This window comes from Alcaligenes sp. AB3 (assembly GCF_031844565.1).
GTDB classification, from domain to species: domain Bacteria; phylum Pseudomonadota; class Gammaproteobacteria; order Burkholderiales; family Burkholderiaceae_B; genus Alcaligenes; species Alcaligenes faecalis.
The window spans coordinates 226,115-245,002 of sequence record NZ_JAUZVM010000001.1 but is presented as its reverse complement, the minus strand read 5'-3'; the positions used below and the strand labels follow the sequence as shown (position 1 = coordinate 245,002).

General features: G+C 57.0%; 16 protein-coding genes. 4 read left to right on the top strand and 12 right to left on the bottom strand.

Translation table 11 applies throughout. The features are described from left to right. Positions 1-30 precede the first annotated feature (30 nt). Both Q9R35_RS01155 and Q9R35_RS01150 read right to left on the bottom strand, forming a co-directional pair. Positions 31-951, bottom strand: coding sequence for a uracil-DNA glycosylase (locus tag Q9R35_RS01155; protein ID WP_311219239.1), 921 nt, complete (start codon positions 949-951; stop codon positions 31-33). After that, a complete protein-coding gene (locus Q9R35_RS01150) occupies positions 948-2,180 on the bottom strand; it encodes a bifunctional tRNA (adenosine(37)-N6)-threonylcarbamoyltransferase complex dimerization subunit type 1 TsaB/ribosomal protein alanine acetyltransferase RimI (RefSeq protein WP_045930245.1) in 1,233 nt (410 codons plus the stop codon). The genes Q9R35_RS01155 and Q9R35_RS01150 overlap by 4 nt, the downstream gene beginning before the upstream one ends. Before the next feature lie 277 nt (positions 2,181-2,457). Here Q9R35_RS01150 and ompR point away from each other — a divergent pair, with 277 nt between their 5' ends. Both ompR and Q9R35_RS01140 read left to right on the top strand, forming a co-directional pair. Beyond that, positions 2,458-3,192: a two-component system response regulator OmpR gene (ompR, locus tag Q9R35_RS01145; RefSeq protein ID WP_003801024.1), complete on the top strand. Its 735-nt coding sequence runs from the start codon at positions 2,458-2,460 to the stop codon at positions 3,190-3,192. Between the two features lie 35 nt (positions 3,193-3,227). Next, a complete protein-coding gene (locus Q9R35_RS01140) occupies positions 3,228-4,637 on the top strand; it encodes an ATP-binding protein (protein WP_042482571.1) in 1,410 nt (469 codons plus the stop codon). A gap of 61 nt (positions 4,638-4,698) precedes the next feature. On the opposite strand, the gene ispF is transcribed toward Q9R35_RS01140, so the two are convergent. Then, positions 4,699-5,184, bottom strand: coding sequence for a 2-C-methyl-D-erythritol 2,4-cyclodiphosphate synthase (ispF, locus tag Q9R35_RS01135; protein WP_021446886.1), 486 nt, complete (start codon positions 5,182-5,184; stop codon positions 4,699-4,701). Further along, a complete protein-coding gene (gene ispD / locus Q9R35_RS01130) occupies positions 5,181-5,882 on the bottom strand; it encodes a 2-C-methyl-D-erythritol 4-phosphate cytidylyltransferase (protein ID WP_042482505.1) in 702 nt (233 codons plus the stop codon). The genes ispF and ispD overlap by 4 nt, the downstream gene beginning before the upstream one ends. A gap of 29 nt (positions 5,883-5,911) precedes the next feature. Between ispD and mfd the strand changes: the two genes are divergently transcribed. After that, positions 5,912-9,391: a transcription-repair coupling factor gene (gene mfd / locus Q9R35_RS01125; RefSeq protein WP_086046117.1), complete on the top strand. Its 3,480-nt coding sequence runs from the start codon at positions 5,912-5,914 to the stop codon at positions 9,389-9,391. Positions 9,392-9,590: 199 nt separating this feature from the next. Here mfd and serB read toward each other — a convergent pair whose 3' ends face one another. After that, positions 9,591-10,442, bottom strand: coding sequence for a phosphoserine phosphatase SerB (gene serB / locus Q9R35_RS01120; protein ID WP_042482577.1), 852 nt, complete (start codon positions 10,440-10,442; stop codon positions 9,591-9,593). A 170-nt stretch (positions 10,443-10,612) separates the two neighbouring features. On the opposite strand from serB, the gene Q9R35_RS01115 reads away from it, so the two are divergent. Further along, a complete protein-coding gene (locus Q9R35_RS01115; protein WP_311219238.1) occupies positions 10,613-11,728 on the top strand; it encodes a nitronate monooxygenase in 1,116 nt (371 codons plus the stop codon). A gap of 131 nt (positions 11,729-11,859) precedes the next feature. Here Q9R35_RS01115 and Q9R35_RS01110 read toward each other — a convergent pair whose 3' ends face one another. The 7 genes from Q9R35_RS01110 to nuoI are packed head-to-tail and all read right to left on the bottom strand — an operon-like array spanning position 11,860 to position 18,876. Beyond that, on the bottom strand, positions 11,860-12,393 hold the full coding sequence (locus Q9R35_RS01110) for a DUF2818 family protein (protein ID WP_042482507.1): 534 nt from the start codon (positions 12,391-12,393) through the stop codon (positions 11,860-11,862). A 12-nt stretch (positions 12,394-12,405) separates the two neighbouring features. Beyond that, positions 12,406-13,884 (bottom strand): NADH-quinone oxidoreductase subunit NuoN, encoded by a 1,479-nt coding sequence (gene nuoN, locus Q9R35_RS01105; protein ID WP_162090624.1) that lies wholly within the window; start codon positions 13,882-13,884, stop codon positions 12,406-12,408. An 11-nt stretch (positions 13,885-13,895) separates the two neighbouring features. Continuing rightward, the gene (locus tag Q9R35_RS01100; RefSeq protein WP_042482583.1) at positions 13,896-15,383 is read right to left on the bottom strand and encodes an NADH-quinone oxidoreductase subunit M; all 1,488 of its coding nucleotides are present in this window, start codon (positions 15,381-15,383) and stop codon (positions 13,896-13,898) included. An 11-nt stretch (positions 15,384-15,394) separates the two neighbouring features. Then, positions 15,395-17,401 (bottom strand): NADH-quinone oxidoreductase subunit L, encoded by a 2,007-nt coding sequence (gene nuoL / locus Q9R35_RS01095; RefSeq protein ID WP_042482514.1) that lies wholly within the window; start codon positions 17,399-17,401, stop codon positions 15,395-15,397. Positions 17,402-17,416: 15 nt separating this feature from the next. Beyond that, positions 17,417-17,725 (bottom strand): NADH-quinone oxidoreductase subunit NuoK, encoded by a 309-nt coding sequence (nuoK, locus tag Q9R35_RS01090; RefSeq protein WP_026483136.1) that lies wholly within the window; start codon positions 17,723-17,725, stop codon positions 17,417-17,419. 2 nt (positions 17,726-17,727) lie between these two features. After that, a complete protein-coding gene (locus Q9R35_RS01085; protein ID WP_063693017.1) occupies positions 17,728-18,369 on the bottom strand; it encodes an NADH-quinone oxidoreductase subunit J in 642 nt (213 codons plus the stop codon). Positions 18,370-18,387: 18 nt separating this feature from the next. After that, on the bottom strand, positions 18,388-18,876 hold the full coding sequence (nuoI, locus tag Q9R35_RS01080) for an NADH-quinone oxidoreductase subunit NuoI (protein WP_003801051.1): 489 nt from the start codon (positions 18,874-18,876) through the stop codon (positions 18,388-18,390). Positions 18,877-18,888: the final 12 nt, after the last annotated feature.

Sequence of the window (18,888 nt, the reverse complement as noted above, 5' to 3'; positions counted from 1 at the left end):
TCGGCTAGGAAACCATCACGGCATCAAGGCTCAGGACTGGCTCTGCAACTCGCGCAGCAAGGACAAGTCTCGCCAGGCATTGGCTTTGTGCTGCGGACGCAGCAACAGCGAGGCCGGATGATAAGTCACCACCAAAGGCAGACTGCGGCCCTGAGCGTCGGTATAGGTCAGCGCCTGACCCCGCAAAGCCTCCAGATCCTCATCACGACCACTTAGTGCCACTGCCGCCAAATGGCCGACGGCCAGCAAGCGGCGTGGCTGCACCAAGCGAATCTGCGCATCCAGAAAAGCCCGACACGCCACCAGCTCTTCCTGAGTAGGGGGACGATTACCCAGGGGGCGACACTTCACCAGATGCGTTTTATAAACCGAGGCATTGGGAATCGCGCTATTGAGCATGGCTTGCAAGAGCAGGCCCGCCTTGCCATCAAAAGGCTTGGCACTACGATCATCGCTGGTACCCGGTGCTTCACCAATAATCATCCAGTCCGGCTCGGACAAGGGTTCGGAACCAAAAACCACTTGAGCACGGCCCGTATGCAAACCGCATTCCTGACAAGCCTGTACCTGCTCCAGCAAGCCGGCCATATCTTGCGCTTTTTCAGGCTGAATCAGCACGGCAGGCCGCTGCACCACTTCTTCTACAGGAGCAGCTGCTACCGGTCTGGCACCGGATTTGCGCAAGACCGCCAGCGCCTGATCACGGGCCGACATGGCATCCGTAGCCGCAGCGGGGGCTGAAATAGGGGAAAGACTGCCCGCATCATCAAGAGGCCGCTCTACCGGCTGAGCCGTCTGCCTTGCTGCTGCGGGCTCTTGCGCAGGAGCGGCCACAGCCGCGGACTGCACCACAGGCTGCGCCTGAGGCAGACGCGCCAAAAAAGCACGCTCCAGGCCCAACTCCAAAAGCCAGGTGCGCTGCAGAGGGGAGATAGGCTGAAAATCGATCATGCCTCTGCCTTGATGGCCAGATTCAGACTCATCAAGACCGCGTCTTCGCGCTGTCCATCGCCAAGCGGGTAGTAGTTTTTTCGCAGGCCATCCGCCTTGAAACCGTACTTCTGATACAGGCCAATAGCCGGTGCATTCGAGGCCCGCACTTCCAGAACCACGCGCTCCAGCTGATGCTGACGGGCCCATTCCAGGCCATCATCCAGCAATTGCCGAGCCAGACCGCGCCGCTGCTGTTCAGGGGCCACTCCAATCAGCAAAAGCTCGATCATATCGGGGGCTTGCAGCCAAATGGCATAGCCTTGCACCTGACCTTGCTTGTGAATGATCCGGGAGCAATACGCGCTATTACCCAAGGCATCCGTGAAGTTGCCCGCCGTCCAGGGGTGACTTTCCACACGACGCTCGATATCCAGCACGGCGGACACATGCCCAGCCTGCATGGCTTCAATTTGCAGGGGTTGATCCAGAGCCGCCGGGTTTCCGCCCAAGCCCTGTTCACGCTCCTGAATGGTGTAGGCGACTTTCTCGCGCACATACAGCGGCATGGCCAGATCCGGGGAAACACCACGCCCCTCATCCAGATCATGCAGAGCCAAATGCGCCACGCTGGCCCCCGTTGCACGCCAGGCCTGGCCGACTTCCCAGCCCTGCGCCAGAACGGCAGGAGCCAGATCAGGAAACTGCTCCAGCGCATCACCCACAACTTGAATAGGCTGCTGCTCTGCAATCAAACCCTCAGCCTGCAAGCGGGCAATCCAGGTCGTGACCTGTGCAGCATCCAGCAAGACCGGGCTTTGCAGCACAGACCAGGAATTTTCAGCCGTCCAGCTGTACACCGCGGCATAGACCTCTTGCATACGCGCATCCTGTGCCACCACATAGGCGGTGCCCTCTACGGGCGTGCCGCAAGCGGCAGCCGCCAACAGGGACGAGACAGGCAGCACCGGCAAATTCAACGCAAAGGCCATGCCTTGGGCCACGCCACAGGCCACGCGCAGCCCGGTAAAACCGCCAGGACCTTGGCCGAACGCAATGGCAGTCAGCGCCTGTCTATCCAGACCGGCCTGCTCCAGCAGTTGCTCGGCCATGGGCAGAAGACGTTCGGCGTGGTCGCCGCTACCCTCATGGCTCAGCTCCACAAGCGAAATACCCGCCTGGGTGCGAGACAACAAGGTCAGTTCACAGAGATTGGAGGAAGTCTCCAGGGCAAGAATATGTGCATCCATCGCGCTATTTTAGTTTAAGCAGACTCAAAATAGGCAGCTCTCCGGGATCGAACAGGGACAAAGCTGCCCACAGTGAAATTTCGAGTGGGTTTCCCCTCAGGCTGCTATTTTTTTGACCTGACTCAAACCGATCAGCCAGACTATTTGCCACCATACAATCTTCTTCAAAGCCAGTACAAACCTGCTGCAAGGCGCATAAATAGTACAAAACACTTAATGTGTAATATTTTTCTACATCCCCCTATACGCGCTTTCTGATGCCTGTTACATTTTCGCTATGAATACGCCGACCCCCCCCCTCACCCGCAAAATCCTTGTCGTTGACGACGATCCCCGGCTGCGCGATTTATTGCGCCGCTACTTGTCTGAACAAGGATTCAACGTCTTCGTTGCGGAAGACGGTAAAGAAATGGCCAAACTCTGGCAACGCGAGCATTTCGATCTGCTGGTACTGGATCTGATGCTGCCAGGCGAGGATGGCCTATCCATCTGTCGCCGGCTGCGCGGCGGTCACGACAATACCCCCATCATCATGCTTACCGCCAAGGCCGAAGAAATCGACCGTATCGTAGGCCTGGAGATGGGTGCCGATGACTACCTCATCAAGCCTTTCAACCCCCGCGAACTGCTGGCCCGTGTCAACGCTATCTTGCGACGCCGTGGTACCGAGGAACACCCCGGCGCACCTAGTCAGGAAAATGAATCGATCGAGTTCGGCCCCTATGTGCTGAACCTGTCCACTCGAACACTGACACGCAATAACGAAGTCGTCCCCATTACAACGGGCGAATTCTCCGTGCTGAAAGTGTTTGCCCGTCATCCCAAGATCCCCTTGTCGCGCGACAAACTGATGGAACTGGCGCGTGGCCGTGAGTACGAAGCTTTTGACCGCAGCCTGGACGTGCAGATTTCGCGTCTGCGCAAGCTGATCGAACCCAATGCCTCCAAGCCCGTGTTCATTCAAACGGTCTGGGGTCTGGGCTACGTTTTTGTTCCAGACGGCGGTAACTGACCTTGTCTTCCGGTCAGCAAGACGGGCGGCCCGCCGTGGCCGCCCAACGCCGAGCAAGCAAAAACTCAAGTATCCGGCTGGGTTTATTCAGCCGGTCTTTTTTATTGCTCGCAGCGTTAATGCTCGTCAGCCTGGGTGCCTGGCTGCAAGTATTCTTCAGTATGGAAGAAGGCCCACGCGCGGCCCAAATGGCGCAACGCGTGGCATCCATTGTCAGCATCACCCGCTCGGCCCTGGTGTACGCGCCCCCGGCGGTACGCCCTGCCCTGTTGCTGGATCTGGCCACCAAGGAAAGTCTGCGCGTGCAGCCACGCGAGAACACCGACGAGCTTGAGCCCCTGCCGCGCTCCAACTACTGGCAGCACGTTTCTACCGAAGTGCGTGGCGCACTGGGTAGCCAGACCCTGATCATGTGGTCGGTCAATAGCGTGCCGGGCATCTGGGTTTCCTTTGATATCAATGAAGATCAGTATTGGCTGGTCTTTGACCGCGAACAATTAAGTCTGACGGCCGGTGTGGAGTGGCTGGGCTGGGGCGCAACCGCCTTGCTGCTGGCCCTGATCGGTGCTGCGGTCAGTGTGCGCTTTGTGAACCGGCCCTTGGCCCAGTTGGCCAAAGTGGCTCAGCAACTGGCCCGTGGCGAGACTCCCAGCACCCTGCCCGAAAAAGGCCCGGTTGAAATCCGCGACATGAATATCGCCTTTAACCGCATGGCGCGCGACATTCGCCAGACGGAGGCCGATAGGGAAATCATGCTGGCTGGCATTTCGCACGATTTGCGCACACCGCTGGCGCGCATGCGTCTGGAAATCGAGTTAAGCCAGGTATCGGACGAAACCCGCGCCGCCATTGACGAGGACCTGGCACAGATTGACCACAGTATTGGTCAACTGATGGAATACGCCCGTCCCGCTACGGCTGTCCCAGAACATGGCATCGATGTTTCCGCTGTGCTCAATGACGTCTACGAACGCGAACGCACACATACCGAATCGCTGGGTGGGATTTTGACGGCTTCCGTCGAACCCAATCTGTATGCCCGCATCAGCGCTCACGATTTGAAGCGTATCGTCTCCAACCTGATCGAAAATGCCCGTCGCTATGGACGCAGCCCTGAGGATGATCGGGCGCGCATCGAGCTGTCGGCGCATCAGCACGGCAATATTCTGGTGATTGCCGTCAAGGATCAGGGAGCCGGTATTGCAAAAGGCGATATCCAGCGCCTGCTGCGCCCGTTCTCCCGTGGCGTCTCTGCACGCACAGGTGTCAGTGGCGCGGGCTTGGGGCTGGCTATTGTGGAGCGCTTGCTGGGACAAGTGGGAGGCCACTTTGAGCTGGTCAGTGCTCCCTCCGAAGGTTTGACCGCCCGTATCCAGTTGCCACGTATCCGTGCCAGTCGCAATGCGCCTGGAACTCAGGCCGATAAGGACAGCAAAGCTTCCTGAGCCGAATAAAACTTGGGCAGGGATTTTTCCCTGCCCAAGGCTGGTCTCAAACTAAAACCACTCAGGCGCGATACAGCAGGGCCACGGAAGTGACCGCAATCCCTTCCTGGCGCCCCACAAAGCCAATCGCCTCGTTTGTCTTGCCCTTGATGTTCACACTGCCAGGTTCCAATTGCAGATCGGCCTCGATATTGGCCACCATCGCCGGGGCATGTGGTGCGATCTTGGGTTTTTGTGCATGAATCGTGGCATCCACATTGCCTACCAACCAGCCGGCTGCGCGTACCTGCTCATAAGCATGACGCAGCAAGACACGACTATCAGCGCCCTTGTATTTGGGGTCCGTATCCGGAAAGTGACGACCAATATCGCCCAGGCCCGCCGCCCCCAGAATTGCATCGGTAATGGCATGCAGCAAGGCATCAGCATCCGAATGCCCCATCAGACCATGCGTATGCGGAATGGTGACACCGCCCAGAATCAAAGGTCGGCCTTCGCACAGCACATGCACATCAAAACCTTGCCCTACGCGAATCGGCATGCTCATAACCATTTCTCCATCAATTCAAAATCCTCAGGCCAGGTGACTTTAAAATTCCGTGCCGAACCCAATATTAATAAGGCCTGGCTGCCTGCCAATTCCATGGCACTGGCCTCGTCCGTCACCACAAAACCCTGTTCTTTAGCCGCTTGCAAGGCCTCGCGCAAGGCATGCGCGGGAAACAGCTGGGGAGTCTGCGCCAACCACAGGCCGTCTCTGTCCACCGTTTCCTGCGCCGCCGCCGGCTCGGCGGGCGTTGCGCGCTTGACAGTATCAGGCACGGGCAAAGCCAGCAAGCCACCGCGTTGCGCCTGCAAGCAGGCATCAATCAGCCGCGCCAGGGCTTGCCTGGGCAAACCGGGGCGAGCGGCATCGTGAACCAGAACCCAGGCTTGTTCGTCCTTATCCAGACTCTGCAAGGTATTGAGTACCGTTTCAGCCCGCGTTTCTCCACCACAAGGCAGGCAGACCGTGCGCGGCAAGCCTGCCAGTGCGTCGGCGGCCCAGGTGTCACCGGGGGCTACCGCCACCCGCACCTGGCTGATGCGCTCATCGGCCAGCAAAGCCTGTACCGAGCGGCGCAACATGGGCTGCCCGCCCAGCAAACGGTATTGCTTGGGCAAGCCTTGCGCCTTCGTGGCAGAATCCAGGGCGCGCGAGCCGATACCGGCGGCTGGAACAATTGCAATCAAGGTAGTCTTCATAGGTGGGTGATTTTATAATGACAATCCTGATGGAAACCGAAAAACAGCACTCCCTGTCCCTGCCCAGCACCCAAGATGTGCTGGCTGCCTTACGCCCCGGTCAACGCTACTCGCAACCCATGCCCCCTGGCTCGGGCGATGCCTGCCTGATTGCCGACCTGGCCCGCCAGCATAAAGCGCCTATTCTGGTGCTCTGCGCCGATCCCTTGACTGCCCAAAGGCTGGCCGAGGAAATCCTGTTGTTTGGCCCCGCCCTGCGCGTGCGCCAACTGCCGGACTGGGAAACGCTGCCCTATGACAGCTTCTCTCCCCACCAGGATCTGATCTCCGAGCGCCTGCGCACCTTGCATGCGCTGACCATGCACGAGGTCGATGTGCTGACAGTACCCGTCACCACGGCCCTGTATCGTCTGGCGCCGCCTTCTTTTCTGGCCGCCTACACCTTCTCCTTCCGTCAGGGCGACGAACTGGATGAAGCGCAGTTGCGCGCCCAGTTAATGCTGGCAAACTACACCCATATGACACAGGTCAGTGCCCCGGGCGAGTTCAGCATTCGCGGTGGCCTGATTGACCTGTTCCCTATGGGTTCAGTGCTGCCCTACCGTCTGGACCTGTTCGACAACGAGATCGAAAGCATACGCAGCTTCGATATCGACACCCAGCGCAGCCTGTATCCGGTCAAGGAAATCCAGCTGTTGCCCGGCCGTGAATTCCCCATGGACGAAGAGGCGCGCACGCAATTCCGGGCGCGTTTCCGCGAGTTCTTTGAGGGTGATCCGTCACGTGCCCTGCCCTATAAAGATGTAGGCAGCGGCATTGCCTTTGCCGGTATCGAATACTATCTGCCGCTGTTCTTTGAAGAAACGGCCACCTTGATGGACTACGTGCCGCAAGGCAGCCTGGTCATTACTCACGGGGATGCACAAAACGCGATCGGCCGCTTCCAGAGCGACACCCATAGCCGTTTCTCTTTCCTGAAAAACGACCGTGAACGCCCGATTCTGCCGCCGGAAAGCCTGTTTCTGTCAGACGAGCAGTTCTTCAATGGCATCAAACCCTTTAGCCGCCTGAGTCTGAACACGCAAGCTGATGATCAGCCTATCGCCCACCCAGACTTTGAGGCTTTACCTGTGGTGGCGGTCAACCGACGCGACAAGGATCCTTTAGCTCAATTACGGCAAGAGGTACTGGACCCGAAAAACCGGACGGTATTATGTGCCGATTCGGCGGGCCGTCGGGAAACTCTGCTGCAAATGCTGCGTGAGCACGATTTGTCGCCCGCGGCAGATTGCCAGAATCTGGCCGACTTTCTGGAGTCAGACGCCGCCTTTGCCCTGGTCGTCGCCCCGCTGTCACGTGGTTTTGCGCTGGTGCACGACAGCCTGAGCCTGCTGACTGAAAACGACCTCTACCCCACCCAGACACGCACCCAAAGCAGCCGTCGCCGCAACGAGCGCAGCAGCGATGTGGAAGCCATGGTGCGGGACCTGTCCGAACTGCGCGAGGGCGACCCCGTGGTTCACGCCGAGCACGGGATTGGTCGCTACTGCGGTCTGAAAGAAATGGACCTGGGCGAAGGCCCGGTCGAGTTCCTGCACCTGGAATACGCCAAGGGCAGCACCTTGTATGTGCCCGTGGCCCAGTTGCACGTAATCGCCCGTTACAGCGGTGCCGACCCCGAGCATGCGCCTTTGCACCAACTGGGCTCTGGCCAATGGGATAAAGCCCGCCGTCGTGCAGCCAAGCAAGCACGTGACAGCGCGGCTGAACTGCTGGCTCTCTACGCCCAGCGCGCCGCTCGTGAAGGCTTCCAGTTCAAGCTGCCTCTGAATGACTATCAAGCCTTTTCCGAGGGTTTCGGCTTTGAGGAGACTCCGGATCAGGCCGCAGCCATTGAGGCCGTCGTGAACGATATGACGTCGGGCCAGCCTATGGATCGTCTGGTCTGCGGGGATGTAGGCTTTGGGAAAACCGAAGTCGCCCTGCGTGCCGCCTTCCTGGCCGTAGCCAATGGCAAGCAAGTTGCCTTGTTGTGCCCGACCACCTTGTTGGCTGAGCAACATGCGCAGACCTTCTCGGACCGTTTTGCCGACTGGCCTATCCGTGTTGCCGAGCTGTCCCGCTTCCGCTCGACCAAGGAAACCCAGGCTGCGATTGCAGGCCTGCGCGACGGCAGCGTGGATATTGTGATTGGTACGCACAAGATCCTGTCTTCGGATGTGCGTTTCAAACAACTGGGCCTGGTCATCATCGACGAAGAACACCGCTTTGGTGTGCGCCAGAAAGAAGCCTTGAAGCAACTGCGTGCCGAAGTCGATATCCTGACCCTGACCGCCACCCCTATTCCACGTACCTTAGGCATGTCCCTGGAAGGCATACGGGACTTTTCCGTGATTGCCACGGCACCACAAAAACGTCTGGCGATCAAAACCTTTGTACGCCGGGAAGATGGCAGCACCATACGTGAAGCGCTGCTGCGCGAATTGAAACGCGGTGGCCAGGTCTACTTCCTGCACAACGAAGTCGAAACCATTCACAACCGGCGTGCCCGTCTGGAAGAGCTGGTGCCGGAAGCCAGTATTGCAGTGGCCCACGGCCAAATGCCGGAGCGCGAACTGGAAGCCGTCATGAAGGGCTTCTACCAGAAGCGCTACAACGTGCTGCTGTGTACCACGATTATTGAAACCGGCATTGACGTGCCCACGGCCAATACCATCGTCATTCACCGTGCGGATCGCCTGGGTCTGGCTCAGCTCCACCAGTTGCGCGGACGAGTGGGCCGTTCCCACCACCAGGCCTATGCCTATCTGCTGACCCCTGGCGAGGATGCCATCACCAGCAATGCGAAGAAGCGACTGGAGGCCATTCAAGCCATGGAAGAGCTGGGTGCAGGCTTTTTCCTGGCCATGCATGATCTGGAAATTCGGGGCGCCGGGGAAGTGTTGGGCGAATCCCAGTCCGGCGATATTCAGGAAGTGGGCTATTCCATGTATGCGGATATGCTCAATACCGCTGTCAAAGCCCTGAAAGCCGGTGAAGAGCCTGATCTGGATTCGCCTTTTGCCTTGCAGTGCGAAGTGAATCTGCACACCTCCGCCCTGCTGCCGGCCAACTACTGTCCGGATGTGAACGCCCGTCTGGGACACTACAAGGCTCTGTCACACGCCCGTACGGAAGACGATCTGATCCATATCCATGAGGAACTGATTGACCGCTACGGCCTGCTGCCAGAAGCGGGCGAGAACCTGCTGGCCGTGCATCGCCTGCGCATCAAGGCCGAGCCCTTGGGGATTGTGAAAATCGATGCCAGCGAAGCCCAGGCGACGATTCAGTTTTCTTCCAAGCCCAATGTGGACGCCGTCAGCATTATTGAACTGGTCCAAAAGAACAAGCAGGTACGCCTGGCTGGGCCGGACAAGCTCAAGGTTGAAATTACCAAAGGCGAGGAAATCAAGAACCGTATCCAGGCTGTGCGTAATGTCTTGAACAGCTTGCGCAAAGAGAAGTAAGCCTTCACAACAAGGCTGGGATATAGAAAAGAGCGCTGCCCAAGGACAGCGCTCTTTTATTTTTGACAGCCAAACTCCTGCCTTGTGCGTTTACGCTGGTGAGCTGGAAGGCCTATATACAGACCAACTCTTAGTAAGCCTTGAGTTTGCGGCGCCCACCTTCATTTTTTCGCCAGACTACGCTGACGATCCACCGACATCAAACGTCCAAACGGAACCAGTTCAACACGGCATCCAGCGGAGAGTGATTCAAAGCAAAGCTGGCTTGCTCCTGCACCACCGGCTTGGCTCGGTAAGCCACCGAGTACTTGGCCTTGGACATCATGGGCAAGTCATTGGCCCCATCGCCAATCGCAATACATTGCTCTGGACCTGCACCCAGCTCAGCCGCCAGTTCCTGCAGGAAACGCGCTTTAGCCTGACCATCCACAATCGCGCCCAGCACTTTGCCTGTCAGCTTGCCGTCCACCACTTCCAAGGTATTGGAATGGGCGTAGCTCAAGCTGAACCGGTCTTTCATACGTTCGGTGAAGAAGGTAAAGCCACCCGACACCAGCAAGGTTTTCACCCCATGAGCATGAGCCGTCGCAATCAGGCGGTCCGCGCCCAGATTGGGCTGCAAGCGCTCTTCATAGACACGAGTCAGATCACTGACGGGTACACCTTCCAAAAACGCGACACGACGATTCAGGCTTTCGGTGAAATCCTTGATTTCACCGCGCATGGCCGCTTCGGTAATCGTGGCAACTTGTTCCTTGCGACCAGCCATATCGGCAATCTCGTCAATACACTCGATATTGATCAGCGTGGAATCCATGTCCATTGCCAGCACGCGCATTTCTTTCAGGCGATCAATCTGCTCCAGAAAGGCAAAGTCCATCGCGCCGGTCTTGCACAGAGCCTGCACCTCAGCGCGCTGCGTGTCGTCAGCACCCAGCAGGCGTACAGCGGTGGGACCCAGTTCCTGCACTCCATCGGCCTGCACCACTGCCGCAATTTTTTCGATGATGGCGCTATCCAGGCGCGGCCCTTGAAGAATGAGATGAGACATCAGATCGTCCACAAAGCAAGAAAATACGGCACAGCCACTGTGCCAAAAGACGATTATTGTAGCCTGCTGCAGCCCCGGCACGGCTCTGCCTGCAAGCGACAATGTCAGTTTTCAGCCTGAACTCATCCTGCTACGATAAAAGCTATCGCGAAATGACGAGGACGCCTTACATGTACATCTGGCCCAACAATACTTTGCTGGATCTGCTCCATATCGAGCAACCCATCGTTCAAGCCCCTATGGCCGGCGCCCAAGACAGCGAACTGGCTATTGCCGTTGCTCGTGCCGGCGGCCTGGGTTCCCTGGCCTGCGCCATGCTCAGCCCAGAACAGATTCGGGAGCAAGTAGGCTTGTTCCGGCAGGCTGTGTCGGCCCCTATCAATCTGAACTTCTTTTGCCATGAAGACCTGCGCCTGGAGCCAGAGGCCCTGCAGGAGTGGCGTCTGCGCCTGATCCCTTACTACCAGGAATACGGCCTGGACCCGAATCAGGAATTGCCAAAGGCGGCACGTGCGCCTTTCTCCAGCCAGCATGCTGAATTGCTCGAAGAAATTAAGCCCGAAGTCGTCAGCTTCCACTTTGGTCTGCCCTCCCCTGAGCTGCTTGAACGCGTGAAAAAAGCCGGCGCACTGGTCATGTCCAGCGCCACCACCACGGCTGAAGCCGTGTGGCTGCAAGAGCACGGTGCGGACATCATCATCGCCCAAGGCGTGGAAGCCGGTGGCCACCGTGGCGTGTTTCTGGACGATAAAGTGCATACGCAAGTTGGCACCATGTCTTTGGTTCCACAAATTGCGGATGCCGTCAAAATCCCGGTAATTGCTGCCGGTGGCATTGCGGATGGACGTGGTATCGCTGCAGCTTTGGCCTTGGGTGCCAGCGCGGCCCAAATTGGTACCGCTTATCTGTTTTGCCCTGAATCCAAAATTACTCCCCTGCATCGGGAAGCCCTGGCCAATAGTCGCTCGGACGGCACGGCGCTGACCAATCTGTTTTCCGGCCGTCCCGCACGCAGTATTCGCACTCGCCTGATGGATGAGATTGGACCTTTAAATAGCAACGCGCCTGTCTTCCCGCATGCAGGTTCGGCACTGAGCCCGCTACGTATCGAAGCCGAAAAACAGGGCCGCACTGAATTCAGCTCCCTCTGGAGCGGCCAGAGCGCTGCCTTGGGCCGTGCCCTGCCCGCCGAACAACTGACGCTGGTGCTGGCCCAAGAGGCTCAAGGCGTCTGCAAGCGCCTGGGAGTAGCTGGCGCTACCCACGCCCCTTTGGACCAGCCTTGATCGACTCTGCGGGCTGCATACTGCCTCTGCAGCCCTTCATTGAAGTCAGGCTCACCACCTGATTACAGGCCTACAAAAATCAGGACAAAAAAAACCTCGCAATTTTGCGAGGTTTTTTTATGCAGTCAGCACTATTCAAACTTGCCCTTGGGGTGACGCATCAAATAGCGATATACAAAGCCCGGGTACGCCATCACCAGAAACAGAGCAAAAGTAATGGTGTAAAAAACCCAGGTCTGCTTGAACGGATTACCGATGCTGGCTTCAAACGCAAAGCCGAACGCACCCACAATCCCGTAAAACGCGCAGACTTCCAGAAGCCGAGGAAAAAAGCCTTTGGAAACTTTCTGATTCCGAGAGCGCCATGCCGGAAAGTAAAACATGGCCCCCACCAACACCAGGCCCAAAAGCAACTTGCCCAGCATGACAGGCAAGGAGTTCAGGCCGGAGCTGGAGGCAATCACCGTGTAGATTCCCAGACCCAGTGCAGCCAGCACGGCCAGGTACACAAGGCCGACAATCAGCTGCAACCAGGGCGAGAGTCCTGAACGCTCGCCCGGCAAGGACCAAGGCAAAACCAGCAAGGGCTTTTCCACGAGAAACGGCAGGTTTGCCGTAATCACGGACAGAACAATCAAGACCCAGATGGAAAGGCTTTGGTCCATAGTGCTACCTACTTAAAACTGCAAGGACGACTGAATCACGCGGATGCAGGTATCCATCAAACCACCAGGCAACAAGCCCAGGCCGATAATCAGAACACCGTTCACCAGCATGACCAGCTTGGTCAGCAAGCCTGTTGCCACAGGATGCTCTTCACCTTCGGGTTCGTCGAAGTAAACAACCTTCACGACACGCAGATAGTAGAAAGCACCGATCAAGGACATGATCACGGCAAACACGGCCAGCCAGACATAGCCCGCGCCCACCACGGCTTGCAGAACACTCAGCTTGGCGGCAAAGCCGGACAGCGGAGGAATACCAGCCAGGGAGAACATGGACAGCAGCCAGACCAGAGCCAAACCAGGGTTGCGACGGTTCAGGCCCTTCAGGTCGCTGATGTTTTCACATTCAAAACCGCGACGGCTCAGGATCAGAATCAGACCAAAAGTGCTCAGTGTGGTCAGAACATAGATCACCACGTAGAACAGCGAAGCACCGTAGGCTTGAGAGTGAGTCTCGCCATTGAACACGCCAGCCAGCAAGCCCAGGAAAATGAAACCCATGTGCGAGATGGTCGAATACGCAAGCATACGCTTGAGATTCTTTTGCATGATCGCCGTCAGGTTACCCAGAGCCAGCGACAGCACGGCCATGATCAGCAGCATGGGCTGCCAGTCCACGGCAATACCGTGCAGGGCTTCAACCAGGAAGCGCATGGTCACGGCAAAAGCAGCCAGTTTGGGAGCGGCACCGATGATCAGGGTGACGGTGGTTGGGGCGCCTTGGTAGACGTCCGGTGTCCACATGTGGAAAGGAGCCGCCGTCAATTTAAAGGCCAGACCGGCAACCACAAACACCACACCGAAGACCAGAGCCAGACGCTCGGCTTGACCGTTGGAGATGACTTCAGCGATGCGCGGGAATTCCAGATGGCCGGTAGCGCCAAAAATCATGGACATGCCGTACAGCAAGATACCCGATGCCAAAGCACCCAGCACGAAGTACTTCAAAGCCGCTTCAATGGACTGGCGATGTTCACGACGCAGCGCAACCAATGCATACAGCGCAAAGGACATCAGCTCCACACCCAGATAAGCGGTCAACATGCTGTTGGCCGAAATCATGATCATCTGGCCCAGCAGAGCCATCAGAGTCAGAGTGTACAGCTCACCACCACGTTCCATCATGTCACGCTGTTCAGCGTATTCACGACCGTAGATCAGGGTGGCGGCCACGGCCGCACACGAGAGCAGCTTCAGGAAGTGAGCCATCTCGTCCACGACGAACAGGCCACCGAACGAGACACCGCTCACACCTTTGGACCACTGCCAGGCCACGCTGGCCGCAACCACGGCAAGCGTCAGCAGGCTGAAAACAAACGTCGAATGGCGCTGTTTGTGTGTACTGAATGCATCAAAAATCAGCACACACGAAGCCAGAACCAGGAGCAGGATCTCAGGCAAAGCCAGAGAAAAGTTAAAGGTAGTATCCATAGTGATTCGGCCTACAGTTTCGAGATGGAGACGTGTTGCAGCAACGCTTCAACCGAAACGTGCATGACCTCGGTGAATGGCTTGGGATACACACCCATGCCCAGCACCGCAATCGCCATTACGCCAAGAACGAAGAACTCACGGCCGCTCAGGTCGCTCATGCCGGCAACCTTGTCGTTACCCACGGGGCCAAAGGCCACGCGCTTGAGCATCCACAGCGAGTAAGACGCACCTGTAATCAGCGCTGTTGCTGTCAACAGACCAATCCAGAAGTTGTACTCAACCGCGCCCATGATGACGGTGAACTCACCGATAAAGCCGCTGGTACCTGGCAAACCGCTGTTGGCCATCGAGAACAGCACAAAGAAGGTGACGAAACGAGGCATGACCTTGACCACACCACCGTAATCGGCGATCTGGCGGCTGTGCAGACGGTCGTACAGAACACCGATACACAGGAACATGGCGCCGGACACGAAACCGTGCGAGATCATTTGCATGATCGCGCCTTCCATACCCGTGGTGTTGAACACGAAAAAGCCCAGTGTGACAAAACCCATGTGAGCCACAGAGGAGTACGCCACCAGCTTTTTCATGTCGTCCTGAACGATCGCAACCAGACCAATGTAGATCACCGCGACCAGGGACAAGGCAATGATGATTCCGGCCAGACCTTGCGAAGCATCAGGAGCGATGGGCAGGGAAAAGCGCAGGAAACCGTAAGCACCCAGTTTCAACATGATGGCAGCCAGAACCACGGAACCACCGGTAGGTGCTTCCACGTGGGCATCAGGCAACCAGGTGTGGACGGGCCACATAGGCACTTTCACTGCAAACGCCATGAACAGCGCCACAAAGATCAGCACCTGCGTGGTGTAGTCCAAGGGGACTTTGTGCCAGGTCAGGATATCGAAGGTACCGCCAGACACGTTCCACAGGTAGATGAAAGCAATCAGCGTCAGCAGGGAGCCCATCAAGGTGTAGAGGAAGAACTTGACCGATGCATACACGCGGTTTGGACCACCCCAGATACCGATGATCAGATACATCGGGATCAGCGTGGCTTCAAAGAACACGTAGAACAGCAAGCCATCCAGAGCGGCAAACACGCCAACCATCAGACCCGACAGGATCAGGAAGGCACCCATGTATTGCGCCACGCGGCTGGTAATCACCTGCCAGCCCGCCAGCACCACGATCACCGTGATGAAAGCGGTCAGCAGAACAAACCACATGGAAATACCATCCACGCCAAGGTGGTAATTCACCTTGAAGGCATCAATCCAGGGGGCCAGCTCAACAAACTGCATGTCGGCTGTACCGGGATTGAAGCCCGTGTAGAGAGGAATAGTGACAACAAGACCGGCGATCGAACCCAGCAAAGCCAGCCAGCGGGTGAAGGTGGGACGATCATCACGTCCCAGAGCCAGCACCAACAGGCCAGCGACGATAGGTACGAAAATCGCCAGCGTTAACCAAGGAAGAGTAGAAGACGCCATATCGCTAGCCATTACCGAACCGTCAGTACAAAAAAGGATAAGAGCGCCAGGATCCCGAGGATCATGGCAAAGGCGTAGTGATAGACATAGCCGGACTGGATATGACGGCTGATTGCAGCCACCCAGCCCACTACGCGCGCACTACCGTTGACCACCAGGCCGTCAATCAGACCGCGGTCAGCACCTTTCCAGAGGCCCGTACCCAGGCAGCGAACGCCACGAGACAGCACTTGCTCGTTGAACCAGTCAACGTAGTACTTGTTCTCCAGGATACGGTAGATAAAAGAGCAGTTCTTTTTGATAGCGGCAGGCAAGGCGGGATTAACCAGGTACATGTACCAGGCCACCACAGCACCAGCCACAACCAGCCAGAATGGCAGCGTGCCAAAACCGTGTACGGCATAAGCCATCCAGTCAGTCCAGTGCTCAGCCAGCGTAGCCATTGCAGGATGCTCGGGCAGAACCGTCACAATGCCTTCAAAGTAGCCACCGAACAGCAGCGGATCCACAAACCAGATACCGGCGAAGATCGATGGAATGGCCAGCAGCACCAGCGGCAGCGTAACCACCCAGGGCGATTCGTGAGGATCGCCACCACCGTGAGCGTGATGGTCGTCGTGACCATGCGACTCGTCGTGCTTAACGTCACGGAAACGCTCTTTGCCGTGGAATACCAGGAAGTACAGACGGAAGGAGTACAGCGAGGTGACGAACACACCGATCAGTGTGGCGTAGTAAGCGTAGGTCGAACCCCAGATACCGGCTTCGCCTGCGGCTTCGATGATGTGCTCTTTCGAGTAGAAACCCGAGAAGAACGGCGTACCCACCAGAGCCAGCGTACCGATCAGGAAAGTCAGCCAGGTAATAGGCATGTACTTGCGCAGACCACCCATATTGCGGATGTCCTGATCATGGTGCATACCGATAATCACCGAACCAGCGCCCAGGAACAGCAAGGCTTTGAAGAAAGCGTGCGTCATCAGGTGGAACACAGCGGCCGAGTAAGCCGAAGCACCCAGAGCTACCGTCATGTAACCCAGCTGGGACAAGGTGGAGTAAGCCACAACGCGTTTGACGTCGTTCTGGATAATACCCAGCAAGCCCAGGAACAAGGCACCGGTTGCACCGATCACGATGATGAAGGACAGCGCCGTTGTCGACTGTTCAAACACAGGCGAAAAACGAGCCACCATGAAGATACCGGCCGTCACCATGGTCGCGGCGTGAATCAGTGCCGAGATAGGAGTAGGACCTTCCATGGAGTCAGGCAGCCAGCTGTGCAAAGGCACCTGAGCCGATTTACCCATGGCACCCACAAACAGGGCCAGAGCAGCAACGGTCAGCAATTGCCAGTCGGTACCGGGGAATGTCATGGTGCTCAGTTCCTGAACCTTTGCGAACACGTCGCTGTAGTTCATGGAGCCGGTGTAGGCGTAGAGCAAGCCAATACCCAGAGCAAAACCGAAGTCCCCCACACGGTTGACCAGGAAGGCCTTCATGTTGGCGAAAATCGCGGTCTTGCGCTCGTACCAGAAACCGATCAGCAGGTAAGACACCAGACCCACTGCTTCCCAACCGAAGAACAGCTGCAGCATGTTGTTGGACATGACCAGCATCAGCATCGAGAAGGTAAACAGCGAAATGTAAGAGAAAAAGCGCTGATAGCCCGGGTCATCTTTCATGTAGCCAATGGTGTAGATGTGCACCATCAGCGACACGGAAGTCACCACCACCATCATCAGGGCAGTCAGCTTGTCGATCAGGAAACCGATGTCCCACTGAATGCTGCCAATGGTGATCCAGGTGTAGACCGGACCGTTGAAAGTCTGGCCTTCCAGAACCTGCAACATGACCATGACCGAGCCGATAAAGGAAATCAGCACGCCCGCGATCGTAATCAGGTGAGCGCCTGTCTTGCCGATAAATCGACCCAGGAAGCCGGTACCAAACAAACCGGCTAGCGCCGAACCCACCAGGGGAGCAAGCGCAATCGTTAAGTAAAGATTTATGGAGTTCATTAGTGTGCTATCCCATCAACCCTTGAGCTGGTCGAGATCCTGGACATTGATCGAATTAAGGTTACGGAACAACAGAACCAGAATTGCAAGACCAATGGCCGCCTCGGCCGCAGCGACCGTCAGGACGAAAAAGACAAACACCTGACCTGCCTCGTTGCCCATCCAGGTGGAGAAGGCCACAAAGTTCATGTTGGCCGACAAAAGAATCAGCTCAACAGACATGAGCAAGATAATCAGGTTGCGACGGTTCAGGAAAAAGCCAAACAGGCCGATCGTGAACAGCACAGCGCCCAGGACCAAATAGTGCGCAAGCGTCAGCGTCATCATCATTTGTCTCCTGGCACGACAGCGTCAGCCGAACTGGACACCGACGGCTTTTCGGTTTGAGAAGGAATGGAAACCATGCGCAGACGGTCTTTGGCGCGAACCTTGACCTGTTCGCTGGAGACGGTGCGTTTGACACCTTCACGTTTACGCAAAGTCAGTGCAATGGCCGAGATCATGCCAACCAGCAGCACAATGCCACCGAGCAACACAGCCAGCACGTACTGGGAGTACATCAACTCGCCGATGACGCGGGTGTTGTTGTAGTCCGCAGCCACCGCAGCAGCAGGTGCCGTTGTGAACCACAGCTTGGTCAGCACAAAGCCCATTTCCAGAACCATGATGGCGCCGATCAACAGCCCCATCGGCACATGAGCCCTGAATTTCTTGGCAGCAGATTCCTGACGTACGTCCAGCATCATGATGACGAACAGGAACATCACCATCACGGCGCCCACATAGACCACCACCAGCAAGAGGCCCAGGAACTCGGCGCCCATCGTGATCCACATCATGGCGGCCGTGAAGAACACCAGAATCAAATGCAATACGGCTGTAACCGGGTTTTTGGCAGCGATCACGCGATACGCGGCCACCACCATCACCAGCGCCAGCACATAAAACAGAACAGTAGTAAATAACATGAGTGTAGAGCTCCGGCCTTAGCGATAAGGTGCATCTGCGGCACGACGACGAGCGATCTCGTCTTCGTAGCGGTCACCGATAGCCAGCAGCATGTCCTTGGTGTAGTACAAATCGCCGCGTTTTTCACCGTGGTATTCATGAATGTGCGTTTCCACGATCGAATCGACCGGGCAGCTTTCTTCACAGAAACCACAGAAAATACACTTGGCCAGATCGATGTCATAACGCGTGGTGCGGCGGGTGCCGTCCTCGCGCTCTGCCGATTCGATCGAGATGGCCATGGCGGGACATACGGCCTCGCACAGTTTGCACGCGATGCAACGCTCTTCGCCGTTTTCGTAGCGACGCAAAGCGTGCAGACCGCGAAAACGTGGCGAAGCGGGCGTGGTTTCAACGGGATAACGCAGGGTTACCTTGCGCTTGAAGAAATACTTCCCCGTCAGGCGCATGCCTTTGAGCATCTCGGACAGCATCAGGCTGCCAAAGAAATCTTTGATTGCTTCCATAATCTTGCCCCT

Bases quoted from the DNA above. Each gene is read 5' to 3' on its own strand.
- Q9R35_RS01155 (WP_311219239.1), bottom strand. From the start codon at position 951: ATGATCGATTTTCAGCCTATCTCCCCTCTGCAGCGCACCTGGCTTTTG.
- Q9R35_RS01150 (WP_045930245.1), bottom strand. From the start codon at position 2,180: ATGGATGCACATATTCTTGCCCTGGAGACTTCCTCCAATCTCTGTGAA.
- ompR (WP_003801024.1), top strand. From the start codon at position 2,458: ATGAATACGCCGACCCCCCCCCTCACCCGCAAAATCCTTGTCGTTGAC.
- ispF (WP_021446886.1), bottom strand. From the start codon at position 5,184: ATGAGCATGCCGATTCGCGTAGGGCAAGGTTTTGATGTGCATGTGCTG.
- ispD (WP_042482505.1), bottom strand. From the start codon at position 5,882: ATGAAGACTACCTTGATTGCAATTGTTCCAGCCGCCGGTATCGGCTCG.
- mfd (WP_086046117.1), top strand. From the start codon at position 5,912: ATGGAAACCGAAAAACAGCACTCCCTGTCCCTGCCCAGCACCCAAGAT.
- serB (WP_042482577.1), bottom strand. From the start codon at position 10,442: ATGTCTCATCTCATTCTTCAAGGGCCGCGCCTGGATAGCGCCATCATC.
- Q9R35_RS01115 (WP_311219238.1), top strand. From the start codon at position 10,613: ATGTACATCTGGCCCAACAATACTTTGCTGGATCTGCTCCATATCGAG.
- Q9R35_RS01110 (WP_042482507.1), bottom strand. From the start codon at position 12,393: ATGGACCAAAGCCTTTCCATCTGGGTCTTGATTGTTCTGTCCGTGATT.
- nuoN (WP_162090624.1), bottom strand. From the start codon at position 13,884: ATGGATACTACCTTTAACTTTTCTCTGGCTTTGCCTGAGATCCTGCTC.
- Q9R35_RS01100 (WP_042482583.1), bottom strand. From the start codon at position 15,383: ATGGCGTCTTCTACTCTTCCTTGGTTAACGCTGGCGATTTTCGTACCT.
- nuoL (WP_042482514.1), bottom strand. From the start codon at position 17,401: ATGAACTCCATAAATCTTTACTTAACGATTGCGCTTGCTCCCCTGGTG.
- nuoK (WP_026483136.1), bottom strand. From the start codon at position 17,725: ATGACGCTGACGCTTGCGCACTATTTGGTCCTGGGCGCTGTGCTGTTC.
- Q9R35_RS01085 (WP_063693017.1), bottom strand. From the start codon at position 18,369: ATGTTATTTACTACTGTTCTGTTTTATGTGCTGGCGCTGGTGATGGTG.
- nuoI (WP_003801051.1), bottom strand. From the start codon at position 18,876: ATGGAAGCAATCAAAGATTTCTTTGGCAGCCTGATGCTGTCCGAGATG.